Raw genomic sequence first — 18,453 nt, forward strand, 5'->3', positions numbered from 1 at the left:
TCCGCAGGAGTCAATGATGTTGTTCCGCAAGCCGGCGCGCGCCGGCGCCACCCTCGCCGCGCTCGGCACCGCTGCGTTGTTCGCCACCTCGGCCCACGCGCTCGATGAAGTCACCGTGGCCCTGGCCATTCCGCCCGCCGTGCACGACGGGGCGCCTTACGCGGCCGCCGAAGCGCTGGGCCTGTTCAAGGAAGCCAACCTCAGCGTCAAGACCATCGTCTTCCAGGGCGCCGGCGCCTTGCTGCCCCAGGTGGCAAGCAAGCGCGTAACGTTCGGCTATCCCACGTCGGAACCGGTCATCGCCAGCTACTTTTCGGGCAAGGACCCGCTGCCGCTGCGCTATTTCTATAACGGCGTGCCGGGCAACACGATGGAGTTCGCGGTACTGGCCGATTCACCGATCCGCTCACTGGCCGATCTCAAGGGCAAGCAGATCGGCGTGGGCGCCCTGACCTGGGGGACGATTCCCGGCGGGCGTGCCGCGCTGCGCATCGCCGGGCTGGAACCGGGCAAAAACGTCGAATACGTGGCCGTCGGGGCGCTGGGCGCCGGGTTCCAGGCGCTGCGTACCCATCGCGTCGATGCGCTGAACTTCAACAGCAGTTGGAACGACCTGCTCGAGTTCTCCGGCACCCGCATCCGGCGCATCGCCTATCCGGCGGTGTTCCAGGAGACGGCCGGCAACGGCTTTATCGCCCACGTCGACACCCTACGCGACCAGCCGGACCTGGTTCGCCGCTTCGGCCGCGCCTACACGCAGGCGCAGATCGTGTGCGAGGCGAACCCCGTTTTTTGCGTCAAGGCGTTCTGGCAACAGCATCCGGAATCCCGGCCGGCTGGTGACGAAGCCAGGCAACTTGCGGAAGCCGCGGAACTGCTGACGCGCCGCCTGAAACGCGTGCTGTACACGCCGTCCGGTGCGCCCCGCGTACCGGGCCAGTACGATCTGCAGGCCATTCAGCGTGGCATCGAGGCCATGACCAAGGCCGGCGAGTATCCCAGTGCTGATGTGCCGCTGCAGAAGATCTTCTCGAATGACTTCGTCCCGGCCTTCACCGATTTCGACCGCGCCGCGCTGGTGCGACGCGCAAAGGCGGCGCAATGACCCGGCCCTCGCACGCACGCATCGATATCGTTCCGGCCGACGCGCTGATCGATGTCCCGCGCGACATCACGCTGCGCGGATTCAACGCCCACGAACGCGTGACCCTGACCGGCACGTTGAACCACCCGGACGGCAGCCAATGGGAAAGCCATGCGGTGCTGATTGCCGATGCCGACGGCACGGTGGTCGTCGGCGATACGGCACCGGTCAGCGGCGGCTGGCTCGTGGCCGACGCCACCGCACCGGTGTGGGCCATGCAGCGGCTGCGCGCGCCGACGCGTCCCGCATGGAGCGAAGGCATTGCGCCGCTCGATATCGCGCTGACAGCCACTGGCCAATATGGCGCACAGGCGCGCGGGCAGTACACGCTGCGCTTCCTGGCGCCCGGCGTGACGCATCGCCCGGTGCGCGAAGCCGGGCTCAGCGGCACGCTTTATACCCCGGCGGGTCCGGGCCCCCATCCGGCGGTGCTGGTGCTCGCAGGTTCCGGCGGCGGCACGCACGAACAACGCGCCGCACTGTACGCCGCGCACGGCTACGCTGCGCTGGCCCTCGGTTACTTCAAGTCACCGGGCCGGCCCGACCATATCGACGACACGCCGCTCGAATACTTTGAAACCGCGCTGCAATGGATGCGCGATCGCCTCGCGCCAAGAGACGGATTCGTCGCGGTATCGGGCGTATCGCGCGGCGGCGAACTGGTGCTGTTGCTGGCGTCGCACTTTCCGGCGCTGGTGTCTGCCGTGGTCGCCTACGTGCCCAGCGCCGTGGTACATGGGACGCTGCGCGCGGGCCATCCGGACAAGCCACGCGACGCCACCGCGTGGACATGGCGTGGCGAGGCGCTGCCCAATGTCTGGCGCGACAATCCCGACGCCGACTGGCACGCATTCGATCACCCTCCGGAACCCGGCCAGCCGGTGCGCCAGGCGCCTGCTTTTCATACACCGCTGCGCAACACGCAAGCCGTGGCGCGCGCCCGTATCCCGGTGGAACGCATCCGGGGACCGGTGCTGTTGATTTCTGGTACCGATGACGGCTTCTGGCCTTCGACGCTTTACAGCGACCAGGTGGCCGAGACGCTGCGTCAACGCGGCGATGGCGCCTATGTCGAGCACTTTCGCGGCGAAGACGCTGGGCACGCGATTGGCTTGCCGCAGTTGCCGGCGACGCAGATCGCCAAGCCGCATCCCGTGGCCGGGCTGCTGCTCGATGGTGGAGGCACCGCTCTGGCTAACGCGCGCGCCAGCGCCGCTTCGTGGACACGTGTGGTCGATTTCCTGGCCGATGCCCTGCAGCGATCGGCAAACAGCAATGCCGGGCGGGCTACCGCATCATGAGCGCAGCGCTGTCGATACGCGGGGTGGGCCTGACCTATCCCACGCGCTCCGGGCAGACCGAGGCGTTGGCCGATGTCGATGTGGATATTGGCGAGGGCGAGTTTGTCGCCCTGCTTGGCCCGTCAGGCTGCGGGAAGTCCACGCTGTTGCGTCTTGCCGCCGGGCTGCTCTCGCCAACGCGGGGACGGATCGCGCTGAACGGGCAACCGGTCGACGGGCCCAGCCGTGGCACCGGCGTGGTGTTTCAGAAGCCAAGCCTGCTGCCGTGGAAGACTGTGCGCGAGAACGTTCTGCTGCCAGCGCGCACCCAGGGCCTGGACTTATCCCGCGCAAAGGCCCGCGCGGACCAACTGCTGGACTTGGTGGGCCTCACGGCATTTGCCGGCAACTATCCGTTCGAGTTGTCGGGCGGCATGCAGCAACGGGTCGGCATCGCTCGCATGCTGCTGCCGGACCCCGCTTTGCTGCTGATGGACGAACCGTTTGCGGCACTGGACGCGCTTTCGCGCGAAACGCTGACCTTCGCGCTGCAGGACATCTGGAGCGTCCAGCGCAAGTCCGTGCTGTTCATTACGCACAGCATTCCAGAGGCCGTGTTCCTGGCGGACCGGATCCTGGTCATGTCGCCGCGTCCTGGCCGCATCGTCGAGTCGCTGCAGAATCCGCTGGCGCGCCCGCGCAGCGTCGACACCTTCGACCATCCCGAATTCACCGCGCTAACCCAGCACTTGCGGAGACACTTCAATGCCCACTGACACCGCGGCCCGGCGCCTGCCCGCGCCGATCTATCCCGCCATCAGCGTTGGCCTGCTGCTGCTCGCCTGGGACCAGGCGGTGCGATGGCTGCATATTCCCGACTATCTGTTGCCGCCGCCCGAGGCGGTGTTTCGGTCGCTGGCGGATGGATTTGCCACCGGCACGCTGTGGCCACATATCGGCGCTACGCTGCTCAACACCGCGGCCGGCTTTGTGGTGGGCAGCGTGCTTGCCGTGGCGCTTGGCGCGCTACTGGCGGAATCCGAAACCTTCGAACGTTTTGTCTACCCGCTGCTGGTGGGCCTTCAGGCCACGCCCAAGGTGGCGCTGGGCCCTATCCTGCTGGTCTGGTTTGGCTTTGGCGCGGCATCGAAGATCGTGCTGGTGGCGTTGGTCTGCTTCTTCCCCTTGTTCGTCAACACGATCAACGGGATCCGGCGCACCGACCCTGAACTGCTGGAAGCTTGCCGCGCCTTCAGTGCATCGCGCGGTTTTCTGCTGTGGCACGTCAAGCTGCCGGCGGCGCTGGGCGACATTTTCTCGGGCCTGCAGATCGGCGTCTCGCTGGCGCTGATCGGTGCCGTGGTGGGCGAATTCCTGTCCGCCCAGCGCGGGCTCGGCTACCTGATCGCCTCATCGTCGGTCAGCATGAGTCTGGCCACGATGTTTGCTGGCGTGCTGCTCCTGGCGCTAACCGGGCTGATCGGCGTGGAGGCGGTACGTGGCATCCATCGGCGTGTGGTCTTCTGGCACCCTGCCGCGCGCGGCCGGTAGCCGCGGCCGCACGTCGGCGCATTGCCGCATATCGTTCAACGGCCGGCAGCAGTATCGACATGCGGTATTCGTAGTTCGCCTTGGGTCAGGGATTGATTAGGCTGGGAGGCTCCATCGTGACGATCCTCGACCACATCCATGTCCCAACGCACCGGTCAACTGAGCCTGGGGGCCTTTCTCTACCCGTCTGGCCATCACATCGCCGCATGGCGGCATCCACAGGCGCAGGCCGACGGCGGCACCGACCTGCGCTTCTATGCCGACCTCGCCCGCGCGGCGGAGGCGGCCAAGTTCGACCTGATCTTCCTGGCCGATGGAGTCGGCACGCGAGGCGACAACGTTGACTTCCTCAGCCGCGTCGCCCACAACTATCAGGCGCAGTTCGAGCCGATTACGTTGCTGTCCGCGCTGTCGGCCATCACGGAGCGCATCGGGCTGGTCGCCACCGCGTCAACTTCGTTCAACGAGCCGTACCATATCGCCCGCAAGTTTGCGTCGCTTGACCACTTGTCCGGCGGCCGCGCCGGCTGGAACGTGGTGACGACCGGCAACGACCACGAGGCGCGCAACTTCAACCGCGACAACAACCTGCTGCACGCCGATCGCTACGCGCGCGCCAGCGAGTTCGTGGATGTCGTGACCGGCCTTTGGGATAGCTGGGAAGACGATGCCTTTGTGCGCGACAAGGCTGCGGGGTTCTACTTCTCGCGCGACAAGCGCCATGTGCTGCACCACAAGGGCGAGCACTTCCAGGTGCAGGGGCCGCTCAATGTCTCGCGGCCACCGCAAGGCCATCCGGTCGTGGTGCAGGCCGGCTCTTCCGAAGCGGGCAAGGAACTGGCCGCGCGTTGCGGCGAAGTTGTATTTACGGCCCAGCAAACGCTGGACGAAGCGGTCGCCTTCTATGCTGATCTCAAGTCGCGCCTGCCGCGCCATGGCCGGACCGCCGACGATCTCAAGATCATGCCGGGCGTATTCCCGGTGGTGGGCGAGTCCCAGGCCGAGGCGCAGGAAAAATTCGAACAGTTGCAGGCGCTGATCGATCCCGTGGTGGGCCTGACGCTGGTGTCCAACCTGACCGGCGGATTCGATTTGTCCGCCTATCCGCTTGACGGCCCGATTCCCGATCTGCCCGAAACCAACGGCACCAAGAGCCGTCAGCGGCTGGTGATAGATTTGGCCCGCCGAGAAAACCTGACCATCCGCCAGCTCTATCAGCGTGTGGCCGGCGCACGCGGGCATTGGCAACTGGTTGGCACCGCGACGCAGATTGCAGACGCGCTCGAAGAACGATTCCGTCACTACGGTGCCGATGGCTACAACATCATGGCGCCGTATCTTCCCGGCGGACTGCACGATTTCATTCGTCTGGTATTGCCGGAACTGCGCCGTCGCGGCCTGTTCCGCAGCGAATACGCCGGCAAGACGCTGCGCGACCATCTGGGCCTGAAGCGGCCGGCGCATCCGGCAACGGTCGCACGGCTCGCTTCCGAAGCCGCTGCCGCCTGACCGCCTCCTGCCTCATGCATTCACTCCTTCTGTATCCCTTGCCGATTGTCATGCGTTTTCCTGTATTCCGCGCCGCGCTCGCCACAGCGGTCGTCATCGCTTCTCTCCACGCCACTACCAACGATGCATTGGCCCAGCAGCCGTTCCCGTCCAAGCCGATCACCTACGTGGTGCCGTATACGCCGGGCGGCACCAATGACAATGTCGCGCGCATCATCGCCAAGCGGCTGGCCGAAAAAGCCGGGCAACCGGTGGTGATTGAATACAAGGCCGGCGCCGGCGGCACGCTCGGCGCGGGCTTCGTGGCGGCGTCCGCGGCAGACGGCTACACGCTGCTCAATACGTCGATTGGCAATGTGGCCATCGCGCCGCAGTTGGTGGCCGTGAAGTTCGATCCGTTCCACGACCTCGTTCCCGTCGCCTATATCGGCAACTCGCTGGCAACCGTCGCCATCAATCCTTCGCTGCCGATCCGCACGTTGCCCGAATTGATTGCGTATGCACGGGCCAACCCCGGCAAGCTCACCTTTGCCAGTTCCGGCAACGGCACGCCGGGACATCTGGCCGGCGAGCTGCTCAAGCGGCAGACCGGGATCGACATCCGCCATGTGCCCTACAAGGGCAGCGCACCGGCCGTTGCCGACGTGGTGGCCGGCCATGTCGACTTGGTATTCGACCCGCTCAGCACGCAGTTCATCAAGCAGGGCAAGCTGCGCGCACTGGCTTACTTTGGCGGCGCACGTTCGCCCGACCTGCCCAACGTGCCTAGCGTGCGCGATGCGGGCGTCAAGGGCTGGGAAGATTCGCTGGCCGGCGCGTTCTTCATCACGGCGCCACGCAACGTGCCGCCGGAGGTGCTGGCGAAGCTGCGCCAGTGGATTGGCGAGATCCTGGCCGAACCGGACACCGTGGCAGCGCTGAGCCGCGTCCAGGTGGACGTGCAGACGCTGACACCGGAGCAGACCGCGCAGCGCATCCGCCAGGTGCACGAGATTGCCGCGCGCGTGGTCAAGGACGGCACCGTGCAAGGCAACTGAGCGGACGCCATCATGAAACTTGGTTTATTTCTGCTCGCGGCCGGGCATCACGCGGCTGGCTGGCGATATCCGGGCGCCGAATCCGGCACCGAGAACATCGATCTGGTCGTGCGCATGACGCAGGCCGCAGAGCGCGCAAAATTCGACATGGTGTTCTTTGGCGACCGATTGCTGACGTCGGCCGACGCCCATCCGTCGATGATCACTCGCCCCGATCCGCTGGCCATGCTGGCCGCGTTGTCGATGGTGACCACGCATGTCGGGCTGGCCGCTACGGCCTCCACCACGTATAGCGAGCCATTCAACCTGGCGCGCACGCTGGCGACAGTCGATAAGCTGTCGCACGGCCGCGCCGCGTGGAACATCGTGACCACGTTTGCCGATGGCTCGGTGAACTTCAGCCGCAGCCGTCACCCCGAACACGCCGAGCGCTACGCCATCGCGGAGGAGTTCGTTGCAGTGGTGAAGGGGCTTTGGCGCTCGTGGGACCCGGACCCGTATGTTCAGGACAAGGCGCGCGGCATCTATATCGACGTCGAGAAAATGCACGCGCTGAACCACGAGGGGCGGCATTTCTCCGTGGCGGGCCCGCTCAATGTTACGAACAGCGAGCAAGGCCAACCCGTGCTGATCCAGGCGGGCTCCTCCGGACCGGGACAGCAACTGGCCGCGCGCCATGCCGAAGTCGTCTTCACAGCGCAGCAGGACATCGGCGCCGCGCTTGAATTCGCGACCGGCCTGCGCAAACAGGTGGCCGACGCGGGACGCGATCCGCGCCATTGCCTGATCATGCCGGGCCTGATGCCGATCATCGGCGCGACCGAAGCCGAGGCGCACGACAAGCTTGCGCAATTGCAGTCCTTCACCGATCAGTCGAATGCGCTGGCCATCCTGGCGGAGCAACTGGCCGTCGATGTATCGGGCTTCGCGCTCGATGCGCCATTGCCGCCCTTGCCCACCGATGTTGTTGTGCATAGCCGCAGCGCGCTGCTGATCCGGCTGGCGCGCGAGCGGGGCCTGACGCTGCGCCAGCTCTACCACCTTGTGGCCAGTGCGCGCGGACACCAGATCGTGGTGGGCACCGCCGAGCAGGTGGCGGACCACATGATCGAATGGGTACGTGCCGGCGCCGCCGATGGCTTCAACATCATGCCAGCGTACTTTCCCGGCGGCTTCGAGGATTTCACGCGCGAGGTCGTGCCAATCCTGCAAGCCCGTGGCGCATTCCGCCGCGAGTACGAAGGCCGCACGTTGCGCGACCATCTTGAGCTTCCGTATCCGGATCGACGATAGGCGGAAGGCAGAATCACGCCGCGCGGATTTGCATAGTCGGATTACTTCGTTGACTTGCCCGGCGATCGCATCCACAACATGACGTGTCGACAAACACTGAGAGCCTTGCCATGACCGATCTGCTCGACTGGTTCACGGCCATCTGCGCCGTGGTGCTGGTCTACGCCGCATTGCGCCATCCGCTGTACCCGCCCCACCAGGACAGCGAACCGTCGAAACACCGGCCGCCACGTTGACCGCGCAAGTCCGCCACGCATATCGAAGTACGAAAAGATTTGTTCGTATCGAACGCCGCAGTCCCTAAGCTGATTGGTCCGCGACATTGCGCGATTGCCTGCCGACATCGTGTCGACAGGCGTGTCCGGATTGAACCCTGCATACATCATGCTGCGCCGCAGACTGCTCCACTCGTTGAAACTCGCATTGGCGGCGTTTGCTTACGCCACCAGCGCCACCCCGTCCCTCGCCAACACACCGGTCGACAGATTTCCGAACAAGACCGTGCGCATCGTCGTGCCGGTGGCCGCCGGCGGCAGCGCGGACAAGCTGGCCCGCACGCTCGCTCAGAAGCTCAGCGAACGGTGGCAACAGAGCGTGGTGGTCGAGAACGTATCGGGCGCCAGCGGCACGATTGGCGCAGGGCAAGTGGCCCGCGCCACGCCGGACGGCTATACGCTGCTGCTTGGCGGCGAAGGCGTGACGCTGAACGCGTCGCTGTTCAAGCGGCTGCCCTACGATACGCGCAACGCATTCCGCGGCGTGATCAAGGCTGTGGTCAGTCCCCAGGTGTTGGTGGTCCGGCCCGACTTGGGCGTAAAGACCTTTGGCGAGTACGTAGCGCTGGCCAAACGGAAGCCGGGCGAGCTCGCGCTGGGACTGCCTGGCAATGGCGGCATCGCCCACGTTGCGCATGAAATGCTGTCGCGCCAGCTCGGCATCGAGGTCAACTACATTCCCTATCCCGGCGGCGGCCCGGCCACGCTAGACCTGCTGGGCGGTCATATCGACGGCACGCTGATTACGCTGGCCGCCGTCACCGACTACGTGCGCAACGGACGCCTGACCGCGCTCGCCGTAACCACGCCCTATCGTTCGAAAGCGCTGCCACAGGTTCCCACGATGGCCGAGGCCGGTGCGCCCGGCTTCGCCGTCGAAAGTTGGCAGGGCCTGCTGGCCCCAGCCGGAACGCCGACCCACATTGTCGAGCGCATCAACCGCGATGCCATGGCCGTGCTGGAGCAGCCGAGTACGCGCCAGCAGCTCGAAGATGCCGGCTTCGTCGTGGTGGCGTCTTCGGCGCAGGCGCTCGACGACACGCTATCGAAAGACCTGCCGCGTTATGCGGCGGTGATCGCCTCGGCGGGCATCAAGCTGAACTAGCTGCAGCGCGGCGCTCCCTACCTTTCCCTGGACACCCATCCTTGCCGTGCAGCGATGCCTATGTGGGCGTCGGCTACGCGGCGACTACTTCCTCAGCCACATGACATCCACCTATACCCTGCGCGCCATTGCCGCGCTCGCACTAACGCTTCTCGCCACCCAGCCGGCACGCGCCGACGCCACGCTCGACAAGATCAAGCAACGCGGCAAGGTTGCCATCGGCGTGCTGGTCAACGGGGGGCCGTTTGGATCGATCGATCCGGCCACGCAGCAACTGGTTGGCTGGAATCCCGAACTCGCCCGTGACCTGGCCAAACGCCTCGGGGTGGAAGCTGAACTCGTACAGGTCAACCCGTCCAACCGCGTGCAGTTCCTGCAAGCTGGCAAGGTGGACCTGCTGATTGCCTCGATGGAATACAACCCGGACCGCGGCGAATTGCTGTCCTACGCGCCCACGCCGTTCTACCGCGTCGGCGGCACCGCGGCGGTGCTCAAGACCAGCGGCATCCACCAGTGGGAGGACCTGCGCGGCAAGACCGTATGCGCGTCGCAAGGCAGCAGCTTCGTGAAACCATTGCAGGAACAGTATGGCGCGCAGGTGCGCGGCTTCAAGACCGCCTCGGAATCGCTGCTGGCATTGCGCGGCGGACAATGCGTGGCGGCCGTGCATGACGCCACGCTGATCCACCCGCTGCTGCGCGCCAATACCGAGTGGGCCGGCTACGCCGCACCGATTACGACCGAGATCCTGCCGGCGCCGTCGGTGGTCTGGGCACGCAAGGGCGAGACCGATACGGTCGCCGCCGTCGACAAGGTGGTGCAGGAATGGCATCGCACCGGATGGTTGATCGGCACCGAGAAGCGGCTGGGCATCACGCCGCCGCAGCCGTTGCTGCCCGAACTGCAAGCAAAATTCAAGGGCTGAGCGCAGGCACGCGATGAACAAGTACCTCGTATCGGCAGCACTGCTGCTGGCCGGCGTCGCCACGGCGCATTCTGCCTGGGCCGACGCCACGCTCGACAAGATCCGCCAGCGAGGCAAGCTGTCGGTGGGCATCGATGGTCCCAGCCCGCCGTTTGGCATTCTCGATACCGCGACCGGCAAGACTGGCGGCTACCAGACCGAACTGGCGGCCGACCTGGCCCGGCGCCTTGGCGTGCAACTGGAAACCGTTCCGGTGACGGCTTCCACGCGCGTGCAATTCCTGCAGGCCGGCAAGGTCGACCTGTTGGTGGCAAATATCCAGTGGACGCAGGAGCGCAGCGAGATTCTGAGCTTCGCCCCCACGCCTTACGACCTCGTTGGTGGCGCTGCGATGGTGTCGAAACAGAGCGGCATCAGGCGCTGGGAAGATCTGCGCGGCAAGGTTGCTTGCGTCTCCCAGGGCAGCAATTTCGCACGGCCGCTGGCAGAACAGTACGGAGCCATCGTCAAGGGGCTGCGTGGCATTCCGGAATCGCTGCTGGCGCTCAAGGGCGGCACGTGCGCGGCGTCGGTGCATATCCAGCCCGCGCTGTACCAGACACTGACTGGTCCCAACAAGGGTGAATGGGCCGGCTTCGTGCTGGCCACAGAAGACCAGTTGATTCCGTCACCAACGGTCGTGTGGACGCGGCGCGGCGAACGCGACACCGTGGCATTTGTCGACAAGGCCATCCGCGACTGGCATCAGACCGGCTTCCTGCTTGGCCAGGCCCGCAAGTTCGGTGTTCCGGAGGGCGCTTATATCCGGCCGGCCCACGAACGCGCCCGACAGGGCAAGTTCGATGTGGCACCGCAGGACTTCGCCGTCTTCGCGGAGGGCAAGAAGCCATGACCACGCCCAAGATTGCGCTCTCCCAGCGCGCGCGCCGCGTCCGACTGTCCCCCATCGCCGCTGCCGGGCAGCGCGCCGCCGCGCTGGTCGGCCAGGGCCGGGACGTCCTGGCCCTGACCTCCGGCGAACCCGAATTCGACACACCGCCCGCCATCCAGCAGGCCGCTATCGCGGCCATGGCACGCGGCGAGACGCGATACCCGCCGACGCCCGGCACGCAGGCGCTGCGCCGGGCCGTGGCCGAGCGCTTTGCCGCCGACCATGCCATCAGTGTCGCACCCGCCGAGGTCTTTATCGGCAGCGGCGGCAAGCAGGTGATCTTCAATGCGTTCGCGGCCACGCTGGACGCGGGTGACGAAGTCATCGTGCCGGCGCCCTATTGGGCATCGTTTCCGGACATTGTGCGCGTCAATGACGGCAACCCCGTCATCGTGCCCTGCGACCAGCAGAGCGGTTTCAAGCTGAGCGCAAGCGCGCTGGAAGCAGCGATCACGCCGCGCACGCGCTGGGTGATCCTGAACTCGCCGTCGAATCCTTCCGGTGCCGTATATACGGAGACCGAACTGTTGTCGCTGGCCGACGTGCTGCGCCGCCACCCGCAGGTGCTGGTGCTGCTCGACGAGATCTACGATCAGATCCGTTTTGTCCCGCCTGCGCGGCATTGGCTGGCGCTGGCACCCGACCTGCGCGGGCGCTCGCTGATCCTCAACGGCGCATCGAAAACCTATGCGATGACCGGCTGGCGCATCGGCTGGGGAATCGCCCCGGCCGAACTGGTGCAGGCGATGACCGCGATCCAGTCGCAGGTGTCGTCCGGCGCCAATTCGATCGGCCAAGCGGCCACCGCGGCTGCGCTGCAAGCCAACGACCGCACGCTGGCGGACTTCATCGAACATGCCCGCAACGCCTACGCGCGCCGGGCCGCGCTGACCGTGGCCGCGATCAATCGCATTTCCGGACTGCGCCTGCTGCCGCCAGACGGGGCATTCTTTGCGTACATCCACTGTGGCGGCCTGATCGGGCAGTTGCGGCCCGACGGTCGAGTGCTGGCCACCGATGGCGACGTGGTGGACTGGCTCTTGGACAGCGCCGGCGTGGCGGTCGTGGAAGGCGCTGCCTACGGGCTGTCTCCGTATTTCCGTCTGTCTTTCGCCGTGGCGGATCATGTGCTGGAAGCCGCCCTGCAGCGCATCGAGCAGGCCGTCGGCACGCTAGGCCCCGCGCTGGCGGAGGCACACCCATGATCGATGCCTGGATCGCCGCCATCATCGCCGCACTCAAGCCGCTCGGGCTGAACTACGCCTTCGTACTCGACGCTACCGAGCGCACGGCGTTCCTGCATGGATTGGTTGTAACGCTGCAACTGTGCGCGCTTACGATCCCGTGCAGCCTGCTGGCGGGCGCAGCCCTGGCGGCAATGCTCACGTCCGGCAACAAGGCACTGGCCACGCCGGCGCGCGCGTTGGTCGAACTGACGCGCAACACGCCCACGCTGGTGCAGCTCTACTGCGGATTTCTCGTACTGAACATGCTGATCACCCAGCATCTGAACAGCCTCGGCAGCAGCAATCCGCTGACGCCGTTTTTCTGGGTCGTGGCCGTCGTCTCGCTGCACAAGGCCGTGTTTCACGCCGAGGCCCTGCGTGCCGGCATCGAAGCGGTACCGCGCGTCACGCTGGAGGCCGCGCGCTCGCTTGGTTTCTCACGCCGACAACTGCTGTTGCAGGTCGAACTGCCGCTGGCCGTCCGCTTCGCGCTGCCCGCGCTCATCAACAACCTGGTCGACCTGGTCAAGATGACGGCCGTCGCGTCGGCCATCGCCGTGGGCGACGTCACGTACGAGTCGATCATGATCTGGACCCAGCGCGACAACGTGCTGGAACTGCTGTTGCTGATCCTGGCGTTCTTCGGCGTGCTGACATGGCTGGTCAGCCGCACTGGCCGCTGGCTAGAACTGCGTTGGAGGATGCCCGGCTATGGCCAGTAACCCGCTTGCTCTACCCTGGCGCACCCAGCCGCGCCCCGTCCGGCATGTCCTTGCCAGTCCCTGGGTGCTGACCGCGCTTTGCGTGCTGGCCGTGGTCGGTTTCTGGATCGCCACCGGCAGCACGCCGGCAGCGTTCCGAAACCTGTGGACGTGGTCGCCCGCGCTGCTGCGCGGCATGTGGGCCAATATCGAAATCAGCATCCTGGCCATGGTGCTCGGCACGCTGGCTGGTCTGATGATCGGCGCGTTGTCGCTGTCCACGCATCGCGGGATACGCCACATGGCACGGCTTTGGGTACAGGCGTTCCGCAACGCGCCAATCCTGGTGCTGGTGTACTTCACCACCTATGTGTTTCCGTTCGAACTCCACCTTGGCCAGTGGACGGTGCCGTTTCCCGACTGGATCAAGGTCGTGCTGGGCCTTGCCCTGCCCGCCAGCGCCAATGTGGCCGAGATCTTCCGCGGCGCGATCCAGTCGATTCCCAGCGCTCAATGGGAAGCCGCCCAGTCGCTGGCGTTCCGGCGCAGCCAGATATTCCGGCTGATCGTGCTCCCGCAGTGTCTGCGGCGCATGTTGCCGCCATGGATGAACCTCTACGCCAGTATCACGATGAGCACGTCGCTGGCCTCGCTGGTGGGCGTGCACGACGTGGTCGATACCGCCCAGGTGGCCAGCAATACCGTGGCCCGCACTGACTTTACGGTGCTGGTCTATTTCACGCTGCTGGCCCTGTTCTTCGCCTATTGCTATCCGATCGCGCGCGCCACGCGTGCGCTGGAGCGTCGTCATGACCGCCACTGATTCCTTCTTGCGCCAACCGCAGGCACACGCGCCCGCTCCGCCGCTCATCACGCTGCGGGACGTCCATCTCACGTTCGGCGACAACACCGTGCTCAAGGGTATCGATGTCGAGGTGCGGCGCGGCGAAGCCGTGACCATCATTGGGCCGTCCGGCTCGGGAAAAAGCACGATCCTGCGCTGCATCACCGGCCTGCTGCGCCCGCAGCAGGGGCAGATCCGCGTTGGCGACACTGCCGTGGAAACGCTGCGCACCGAAGACGAGCTGATTGCGCTACGCAAGCGCGTGGGGTTCGTCTTCCAGCAGTACAACCTGTTCCCGCACCTGACCGTGCTGGAAAATCTGGTGATTGCCCCTACCCGTGTGATCGGCCGCAGCCGACGCGACGCCGAACAGGAAGCGCATGCGCTGCTGGGCAAGGTACGGCTGTCTGATAAGGCGCACGCGTATCCAGGCGAACTGTCTGGGGGTCAGCAGCAACGCGTGGCGATTGCCCGGGCGCTGGCGATGCGGCCCGAACTGATCCTGTTCGACGAGGTCACGTCGGCGCTCGACCCCGAGACAGTCGGCGAAGTGCTGACCGTGATCCGCGAGCTGGTGGAAGACGGCATGACGTGCGTGCTGGTGACCCACGAGATGCGCTTTGCCGCCGAAATCAGCGATCACATCTACTTCACCGAGGCGGGCCGCATCGTCGAGCATGGACCGCCCGAGCAGATCTTCGGCCACCCCAGCCACGAGCGCACGCGCGCCTTCTTGCGCCGCGCGCTGGGTGCCATTCCGCGCCTGCCCGCCGAATTCAACGCGGCGTTCGCCCCGGCCCCCGCAACCACCCAAGGCTGAAAGGATCAATCATGAGTCAGAACCCTGCGGACGGCGTCCATACGCGGCTGCTGCATGCCGGCTCGGCACGGCTGCGCGATGGCGCCGGACCGGTCAACGTACCGGTGGTGCGAACCAGCACGGTCCGCTTCGCGAATGTCGAGACGCTGGCCGACCGCCATCATCGCCGCTCGCATGGCGAGCGGATTGCCACCTATGGGCGTCACGGCCTCGACACCCATGAGGCGCTGGAAGATGCGCTATGCACGCTCGAAGGCGGGCATCGTGCATTCCTTGCGCCATCGGGGCTGTCGGCCATCACGCTGGTATTGCTGGCGCTGCTCGGCCCCGGCGATCATGCGCTGGTCTCCGACACGGTCTACGCGCCGCTGCGCCGGGTCGACCAGACATTGCTGCAACGGTTGGGCGTGGAGATCCAGTATTTTTCGCCCGCACATGACGACCTCGATACTCTCATTCGCCCCGAGACGCGGCTCGTCTATCTGGAATCGCCTGGGTCCCTGCTGTTCGATGTGCTCGACCTGCCGGCGCTGACCGCCATCGCTCGCGCAAAAGGCGTCCCCGTGGCCATCGACAACACGTGGAGCGGCGGCTGGTTTTTGCAGCCGTTACGGCTGGGCGCCAATATCTCGATCCAGGCTGCGACGAAGTACATCGCAGGCCATTCCGACGTGATGCAGGGTGCCGTCGTGGTGGACAGCCCCGCGTTGGCCGAGCGCATTGGCACCGCGCACGAAGCGCTGGGTCTCACCATCGGCGCCGACGATGCCTATCTGGCGCTGCGCGGGCTCCGCACGCTGCCCGTACGGCTGGCGCAGCACCAGCGCAACGCCACAGAGGTGGCGCAATGGCTGCAACAGCAGCCGCAGGTCGCGCGCACCTTCTACCCCGCTTTGCCTGACGACCCCGGCCATACGCTATGGAAACGGGACTTCTCCGGTGCCAGCGGCCTGGTTTCGTTCGCGCTGAAAGGCGGCGACCATGCCGCCGCCAGCCGGCTGGTGAACGCCCTGCGACTGTTTGCGATCGGCGCATCTTGGGGCGGCTACGAGAGTCTGGCGCTGGTAGCGCCGCCCGAGCGCCTCAATGCGTCCCGAAGCTGGCAGGAACACGGCAACGACGCGCCGGTCATCCGCCTGCATATCGGATTGGAAGATCCACACGACCTGATCGCCGATCTGCGGCAAGCGTTCCAACACACCATCGCCTGAGGCTGGATGTGGGCGAAATAGAACTGCACCAGGTCCGCGCACTCACCGACGTGTCGCCCGACTTCGGCCCCGACTGTACGAACATCCAATCCGGCGCGATCTGAATGGCACAAAGGAGGCGTTGCCCTCTTTATGCCATCGTGCGTTCTTGCCCTTTACCTCAGCTTACTGTCTCGGCCGCCCCGATCAAGCGGAAGCCGATATCGCCCTCGCGCCTGAGTTGCTCCACGAGATTGACCTCCCAGTCGAGGTACGCCTGAAAGCCTGCATTGCGCCGGGCCACGTCGGCATATCGATACGGGCTGAACCAGTAGTCCTCGTCACCGGTCAACACCCGCTCGCCGCCCGTACCCACGGGCAGCCCCGCAGCCGTCCACGCCTGCGTGCCGCCAGTTATGTAGCGGACGTCGCGGCCCGTGCGCGCCGCAAGTTCCGCGGCCACCACGCGCGCCAGCACGCCATCCGAAGATGTGATCAGAATGGCGTGATCGGCCGGAACGTCGGCGATCAGCGCTTCGAGCCGATCCGGGACGGCGAAGTACGCACCCGCTGCATGACGCTTCTCGTAGGCCGACCTGCGCTCGACGTCGAACAGCCGCGCCGTGCCCCCGGCCAGCCGTTGCGCGGCCTGCTGAGATGACACCGACGCTGCAGCCGGACGCGATGCCAGCACACGGACTGGTTCCGGGCCCGTCACGAGCGCCGCGTCCGCCGACGGTGCGTAGACGAAGACGTCATGCCACCCAAGCTGCACCAGCCACGCGGCGGTCGTCAGCGCACGTACGCCGTCAAAGTCTGCCAGTACGATTTGGGCACGGCGCGTAGCCACGTACTCGTCGGTGGCTTGCACCAGTTGGCCGCCGGGTGCCCAGCGCCAGCCTGGCAGATGGCCCGCTTCGTACTCGCTGCGCGTGCGCACGTCGAAGCGGTAGAGCGTACGCGTCTGCGATGCGGCCTCAAGCTCTGCCAGGCCGTTGGCGTCGATCCGGTGCACGCCGGCCTGTGCCGCCACGCGCCCGGCGCGAGCGCGAGCGTCGTCTCGCGTGGCTGCGGACGGCTCCGGCAGCGCCGTCACGCGTCCCTGTGCCAACGTCCGGCCTGCCAGCAGCCAGGCCATCGTGCCGTCCTTGAGCGACGCCACCGGGTTGGGGATGCCTGCATCGATCAACGTCTGAGCCCCCACAATGCTGCGCGTGCGGCCCGCGCAATTGACCACCACGAGCGTGTCAGGATTCGGCGCCAACTCGCCAATCCGATAGACCAACTCCGCACCGGGCAGGCTGTGCGCGAACGGCAGGCTGAAATCGGCAAACTCTTCCGTGGTGCGGCTGTCCACCACGACGATATCTTCGCCCGCTTCAATCCGGCGGTGCAGTGCGTCGACATCGATCCACGGCGTGTGCTTTTGATGTTCGATGATCTCGCCAAACGCCTTGCTTGGCACGTTACTGCCACTGAACAGTTCGTGGCCGGCCGCAACCCATGCCGCGACGCCGCCCTCCAGCACCGAAACATTGCCCCAGCCCAGTCGCAACAGTTTTGCCGCGGCCTGGTGCGCGAGCGCGTCGGCATTGTCGCCGCTATCGAGCAGGACGACGCGCGTGTCGCGCCGCGGCACCAGCCGGTCGATCAGCAGTTCCAGGCGCCACAGCGGTGCTGACGCCGCCAGCAACGGATGGCCCTTCGCATGGACGCCGGCCTCCCGCACGTCGAGCAGTGCGATTTCCTGCCCATCATTCAGCGCAGCCTTCAGCGCCTCTGCCCCGATCACGGGCGCGGCCAGCCGGCGCGGCGGGCCGAAGTGGCGATAGCTGCCGCCTGCCTTGCTCTCAAACACCACACGGCCCGCGAGCCGATCCAGTGCGAGGCCATAGAAATGCAGATGCAGCCCGTTCTCCTCGCCAATCAGTTCGATGGTATGCACATCGTCGGGCAACAGCGTGACCGAAGCGCCGGCCACGACATCGAATTCCCCGATTTCGCGCAGCTTGTCGCGCACCGGGTCGTCCGTCGCGTCGCGCGCATAGAAGTGGTTGCGCTCGCGGCCCGTGATGCCGGCGATGATCGCCCAGGTGGTGTGATCGTGCGGCGGCTGCGCCTTTCCCGGCAGACCGGCCGAGACATAAAGCGCGAATCGGCCATCGAGATCTTCGGCCAGCCGATAGACCTGCGCAGGGTTGCTGGCGGACACCGGAAAGTGCGCGTCAGGGAATAATTCCCGTTGCTGGCCCAGCGCTTCAAGCGCCCTTGCCACGGGTTCAAGCACGGACTTGTCGGTCACATCGGCGTTGCCGAGCAACTGGCGCGTGTCGTCGATAAACCGGGCTACGGCGTGGTGGCGGCGGCTGGCGATGTCGGTGCCTGGAGCGGCAGCATGAAATAACTGGGAGGCGGTCATGGCGAAGGCCCAATGGTCATGGGTCGGATGGGACAAGCTTCCGACTCTAGGGGCTGCCGCCTCTACAAGGAACGAACAAACACGCACATGGTTATGCGTAAAGGGACTGCGCCGCGCCCAGAGTCTGCGTCGGCCGATGCGGCAGCAACATCGCCCCTCCTGGGACCTGATCGTTAACCGCCCGGGCATAGGCGACCTTTCAA

At 66.0% G+C, this 18,453-nt stretch carries 17 protein-coding genes; 16 read left to right on the forward strand and 1 reads right to left on the reverse strand.

Going from position 1 to position 18,453, the window contains the following annotated elements:
- Positions 1–13 precede the first annotated feature (13 nt).
- From AC1RKI_RS09550 to metC, 16 genes are all read left to right on the forward strand, one after another.
- On the forward strand, positions 14–1,105 hold the full coding sequence (locus AC1RKI_RS09550) for an ABC transporter substrate-binding protein (RefSeq protein ID WP_233474088.1): 1,092 nt from the start codon (positions 14–16) through the stop codon (positions 1,103–1,105).
- A complete protein-coding gene (locus AC1RKI_RS09555; protein ID WP_492797588.1) occupies positions 1,102–2,445 on the forward strand; it encodes an acyl-CoA thioester hydrolase/BAAT C-terminal domain-containing protein in 1,344 nt (447 codons plus the stop codon). The genes AC1RKI_RS09550 and AC1RKI_RS09555 overlap by 4 nt, the downstream gene beginning before the upstream one ends.
- Positions 2,442–3,200 carry an ABC transporter ATP-binding protein gene (locus AC1RKI_RS09560; RefSeq protein WP_227461131.1) on the forward strand — a complete coding sequence of 253 codons (759 nt, stop codon included), beginning with the start codon at positions 2,442–2,444 and terminating at the stop codon, positions 3,198–3,200. The genes AC1RKI_RS09555 and AC1RKI_RS09560 overlap by 4 nt, the downstream gene beginning before the upstream one ends.
- Positions 3,190–3,975, forward strand: a complete 786-nt coding sequence (locus tag AC1RKI_RS09565; RefSeq protein WP_492797586.1) for an ABC transporter permease — start codon at positions 3,190–3,192, stop codon at positions 3,973–3,975. Before AC1RKI_RS09560 ends, AC1RKI_RS09565 begins: the two co-directional genes overlap by 11 nt.
- Before the next feature lie 138 nt (positions 3,976–4,113).
- Positions 4,114–5,484: an LLM class flavin-dependent oxidoreductase gene (locus tag AC1RKI_RS09570; RefSeq protein ID WP_227461133.1), complete on the forward strand. Its 1,371-nt coding sequence runs from the start codon at positions 4,114–4,116 to the stop codon at positions 5,482–5,484.
- A 50-nt stretch (positions 5,485–5,534) separates the two neighbouring features.
- Positions 5,535–6,521: a Bug family tripartite tricarboxylate transporter substrate binding protein gene (locus AC1RKI_RS09575; protein WP_492797584.1), complete on the forward strand. Its 987-nt coding sequence runs from the start codon at positions 5,535–5,537 to the stop codon at positions 6,519–6,521.
- Between the two features lie 12 nt (positions 6,522–6,533).
- Positions 6,534–7,814: an LLM class flavin-dependent oxidoreductase gene (locus AC1RKI_RS09580; RefSeq protein ID WP_492797582.1), complete on the forward strand. Its 1,281-nt coding sequence runs from the start codon at positions 6,534–6,536 to the stop codon at positions 7,812–7,814.
- Positions 7,815–7,924: 110 nt separating this feature from the next.
- Positions 7,925–8,050 (forward strand): hypothetical protein, encoded by a 126-nt coding sequence (locus AC1RKI_RS09585; protein ID WP_263289879.1) that lies wholly within the window; start codon positions 7,925–7,927, stop codon positions 8,048–8,050.
- Between the two features lie 148 nt (positions 8,051–8,198).
- Entirely contained in the window at positions 8,199–9,194 is a 996-nt protein-coding gene (locus AC1RKI_RS09590; RefSeq protein ID WP_150981682.1) for a tripartite tricarboxylate transporter substrate binding protein, read from the forward strand.
- A 100-nt stretch (positions 9,195–9,294) separates the two neighbouring features.
- Positions 9,295–10,119 carry a transporter substrate-binding domain-containing protein gene (locus AC1RKI_RS09595; protein ID WP_150981681.1) on the forward strand — a complete coding sequence of 275 codons (825 nt, stop codon included), beginning with the start codon at positions 9,295–9,297 and terminating at the stop codon, positions 10,117–10,119.
- Positions 10,120–10,132: 13 nt separating this feature from the next.
- Complete coding sequence (locus AC1RKI_RS09600) at positions 10,133–11,011, forward strand: transporter substrate-binding domain-containing protein (protein WP_492797579.1); 879 nt, start codon at positions 10,133–10,135, stop codon at positions 11,009–11,011.
- On the forward strand, positions 11,008–12,255 hold the full coding sequence (locus AC1RKI_RS09605) for an aminotransferase class I/II-fold pyridoxal phosphate-dependent enzyme (RefSeq protein ID WP_492797578.1): 1,248 nt from the start codon (positions 11,008–11,010) through the stop codon (positions 12,253–12,255). The genes AC1RKI_RS09600 and AC1RKI_RS09605 overlap by 4 nt, the downstream gene beginning before the upstream one ends.
- A complete protein-coding gene (locus AC1RKI_RS09610; protein ID WP_492797576.1) occupies positions 12,252–12,998 on the forward strand; it encodes an amino acid ABC transporter permease in 747 nt (248 codons plus the stop codon). The genes AC1RKI_RS09605 and AC1RKI_RS09610 overlap by 4 nt, the downstream gene beginning before the upstream one ends.
- Entirely contained in the window at positions 12,988–13,800 is an 813-nt protein-coding gene (locus AC1RKI_RS09615; RefSeq protein ID WP_492797574.1) for an amino acid ABC transporter permease, read from the forward strand. The genes AC1RKI_RS09610 and AC1RKI_RS09615 overlap by 11 nt, the downstream gene beginning before the upstream one ends.
- Positions 13,787–14,641: an amino acid ABC transporter ATP-binding protein gene (locus AC1RKI_RS09620; protein WP_492797572.1), complete on the forward strand. Its 855-nt coding sequence runs from the start codon at positions 13,787–13,789 to the stop codon at positions 14,639–14,641. Before AC1RKI_RS09615 ends, AC1RKI_RS09620 begins: the two co-directional genes overlap by 14 nt.
- 11 nt (positions 14,642–14,652) lie before the next feature.
- Entirely contained in the window at positions 14,653–15,852 is a 1,200-nt protein-coding gene (gene metC / locus AC1RKI_RS09625; protein ID WP_492797570.1) for a cystathionine beta-lyase, read from the forward strand.
- Between the two features lie 160 nt (positions 15,853–16,012).
- On the opposite strand, the gene AC1RKI_RS09630 is transcribed toward metC, so the two are convergent.
- Positions 16,013–18,250, reverse strand: coding sequence for a rhodanese-like domain-containing protein (locus AC1RKI_RS09630; RefSeq protein WP_492797568.1), 2,238 nt, complete (start codon positions 18,248–18,250; stop codon positions 16,013–16,015).
- Between the last annotated feature and the right edge of the window lie 203 nt (positions 18,251–18,453).

The organism is Cupriavidus sp. GW822-FHT06G04, from assembly GCF_058799075.1.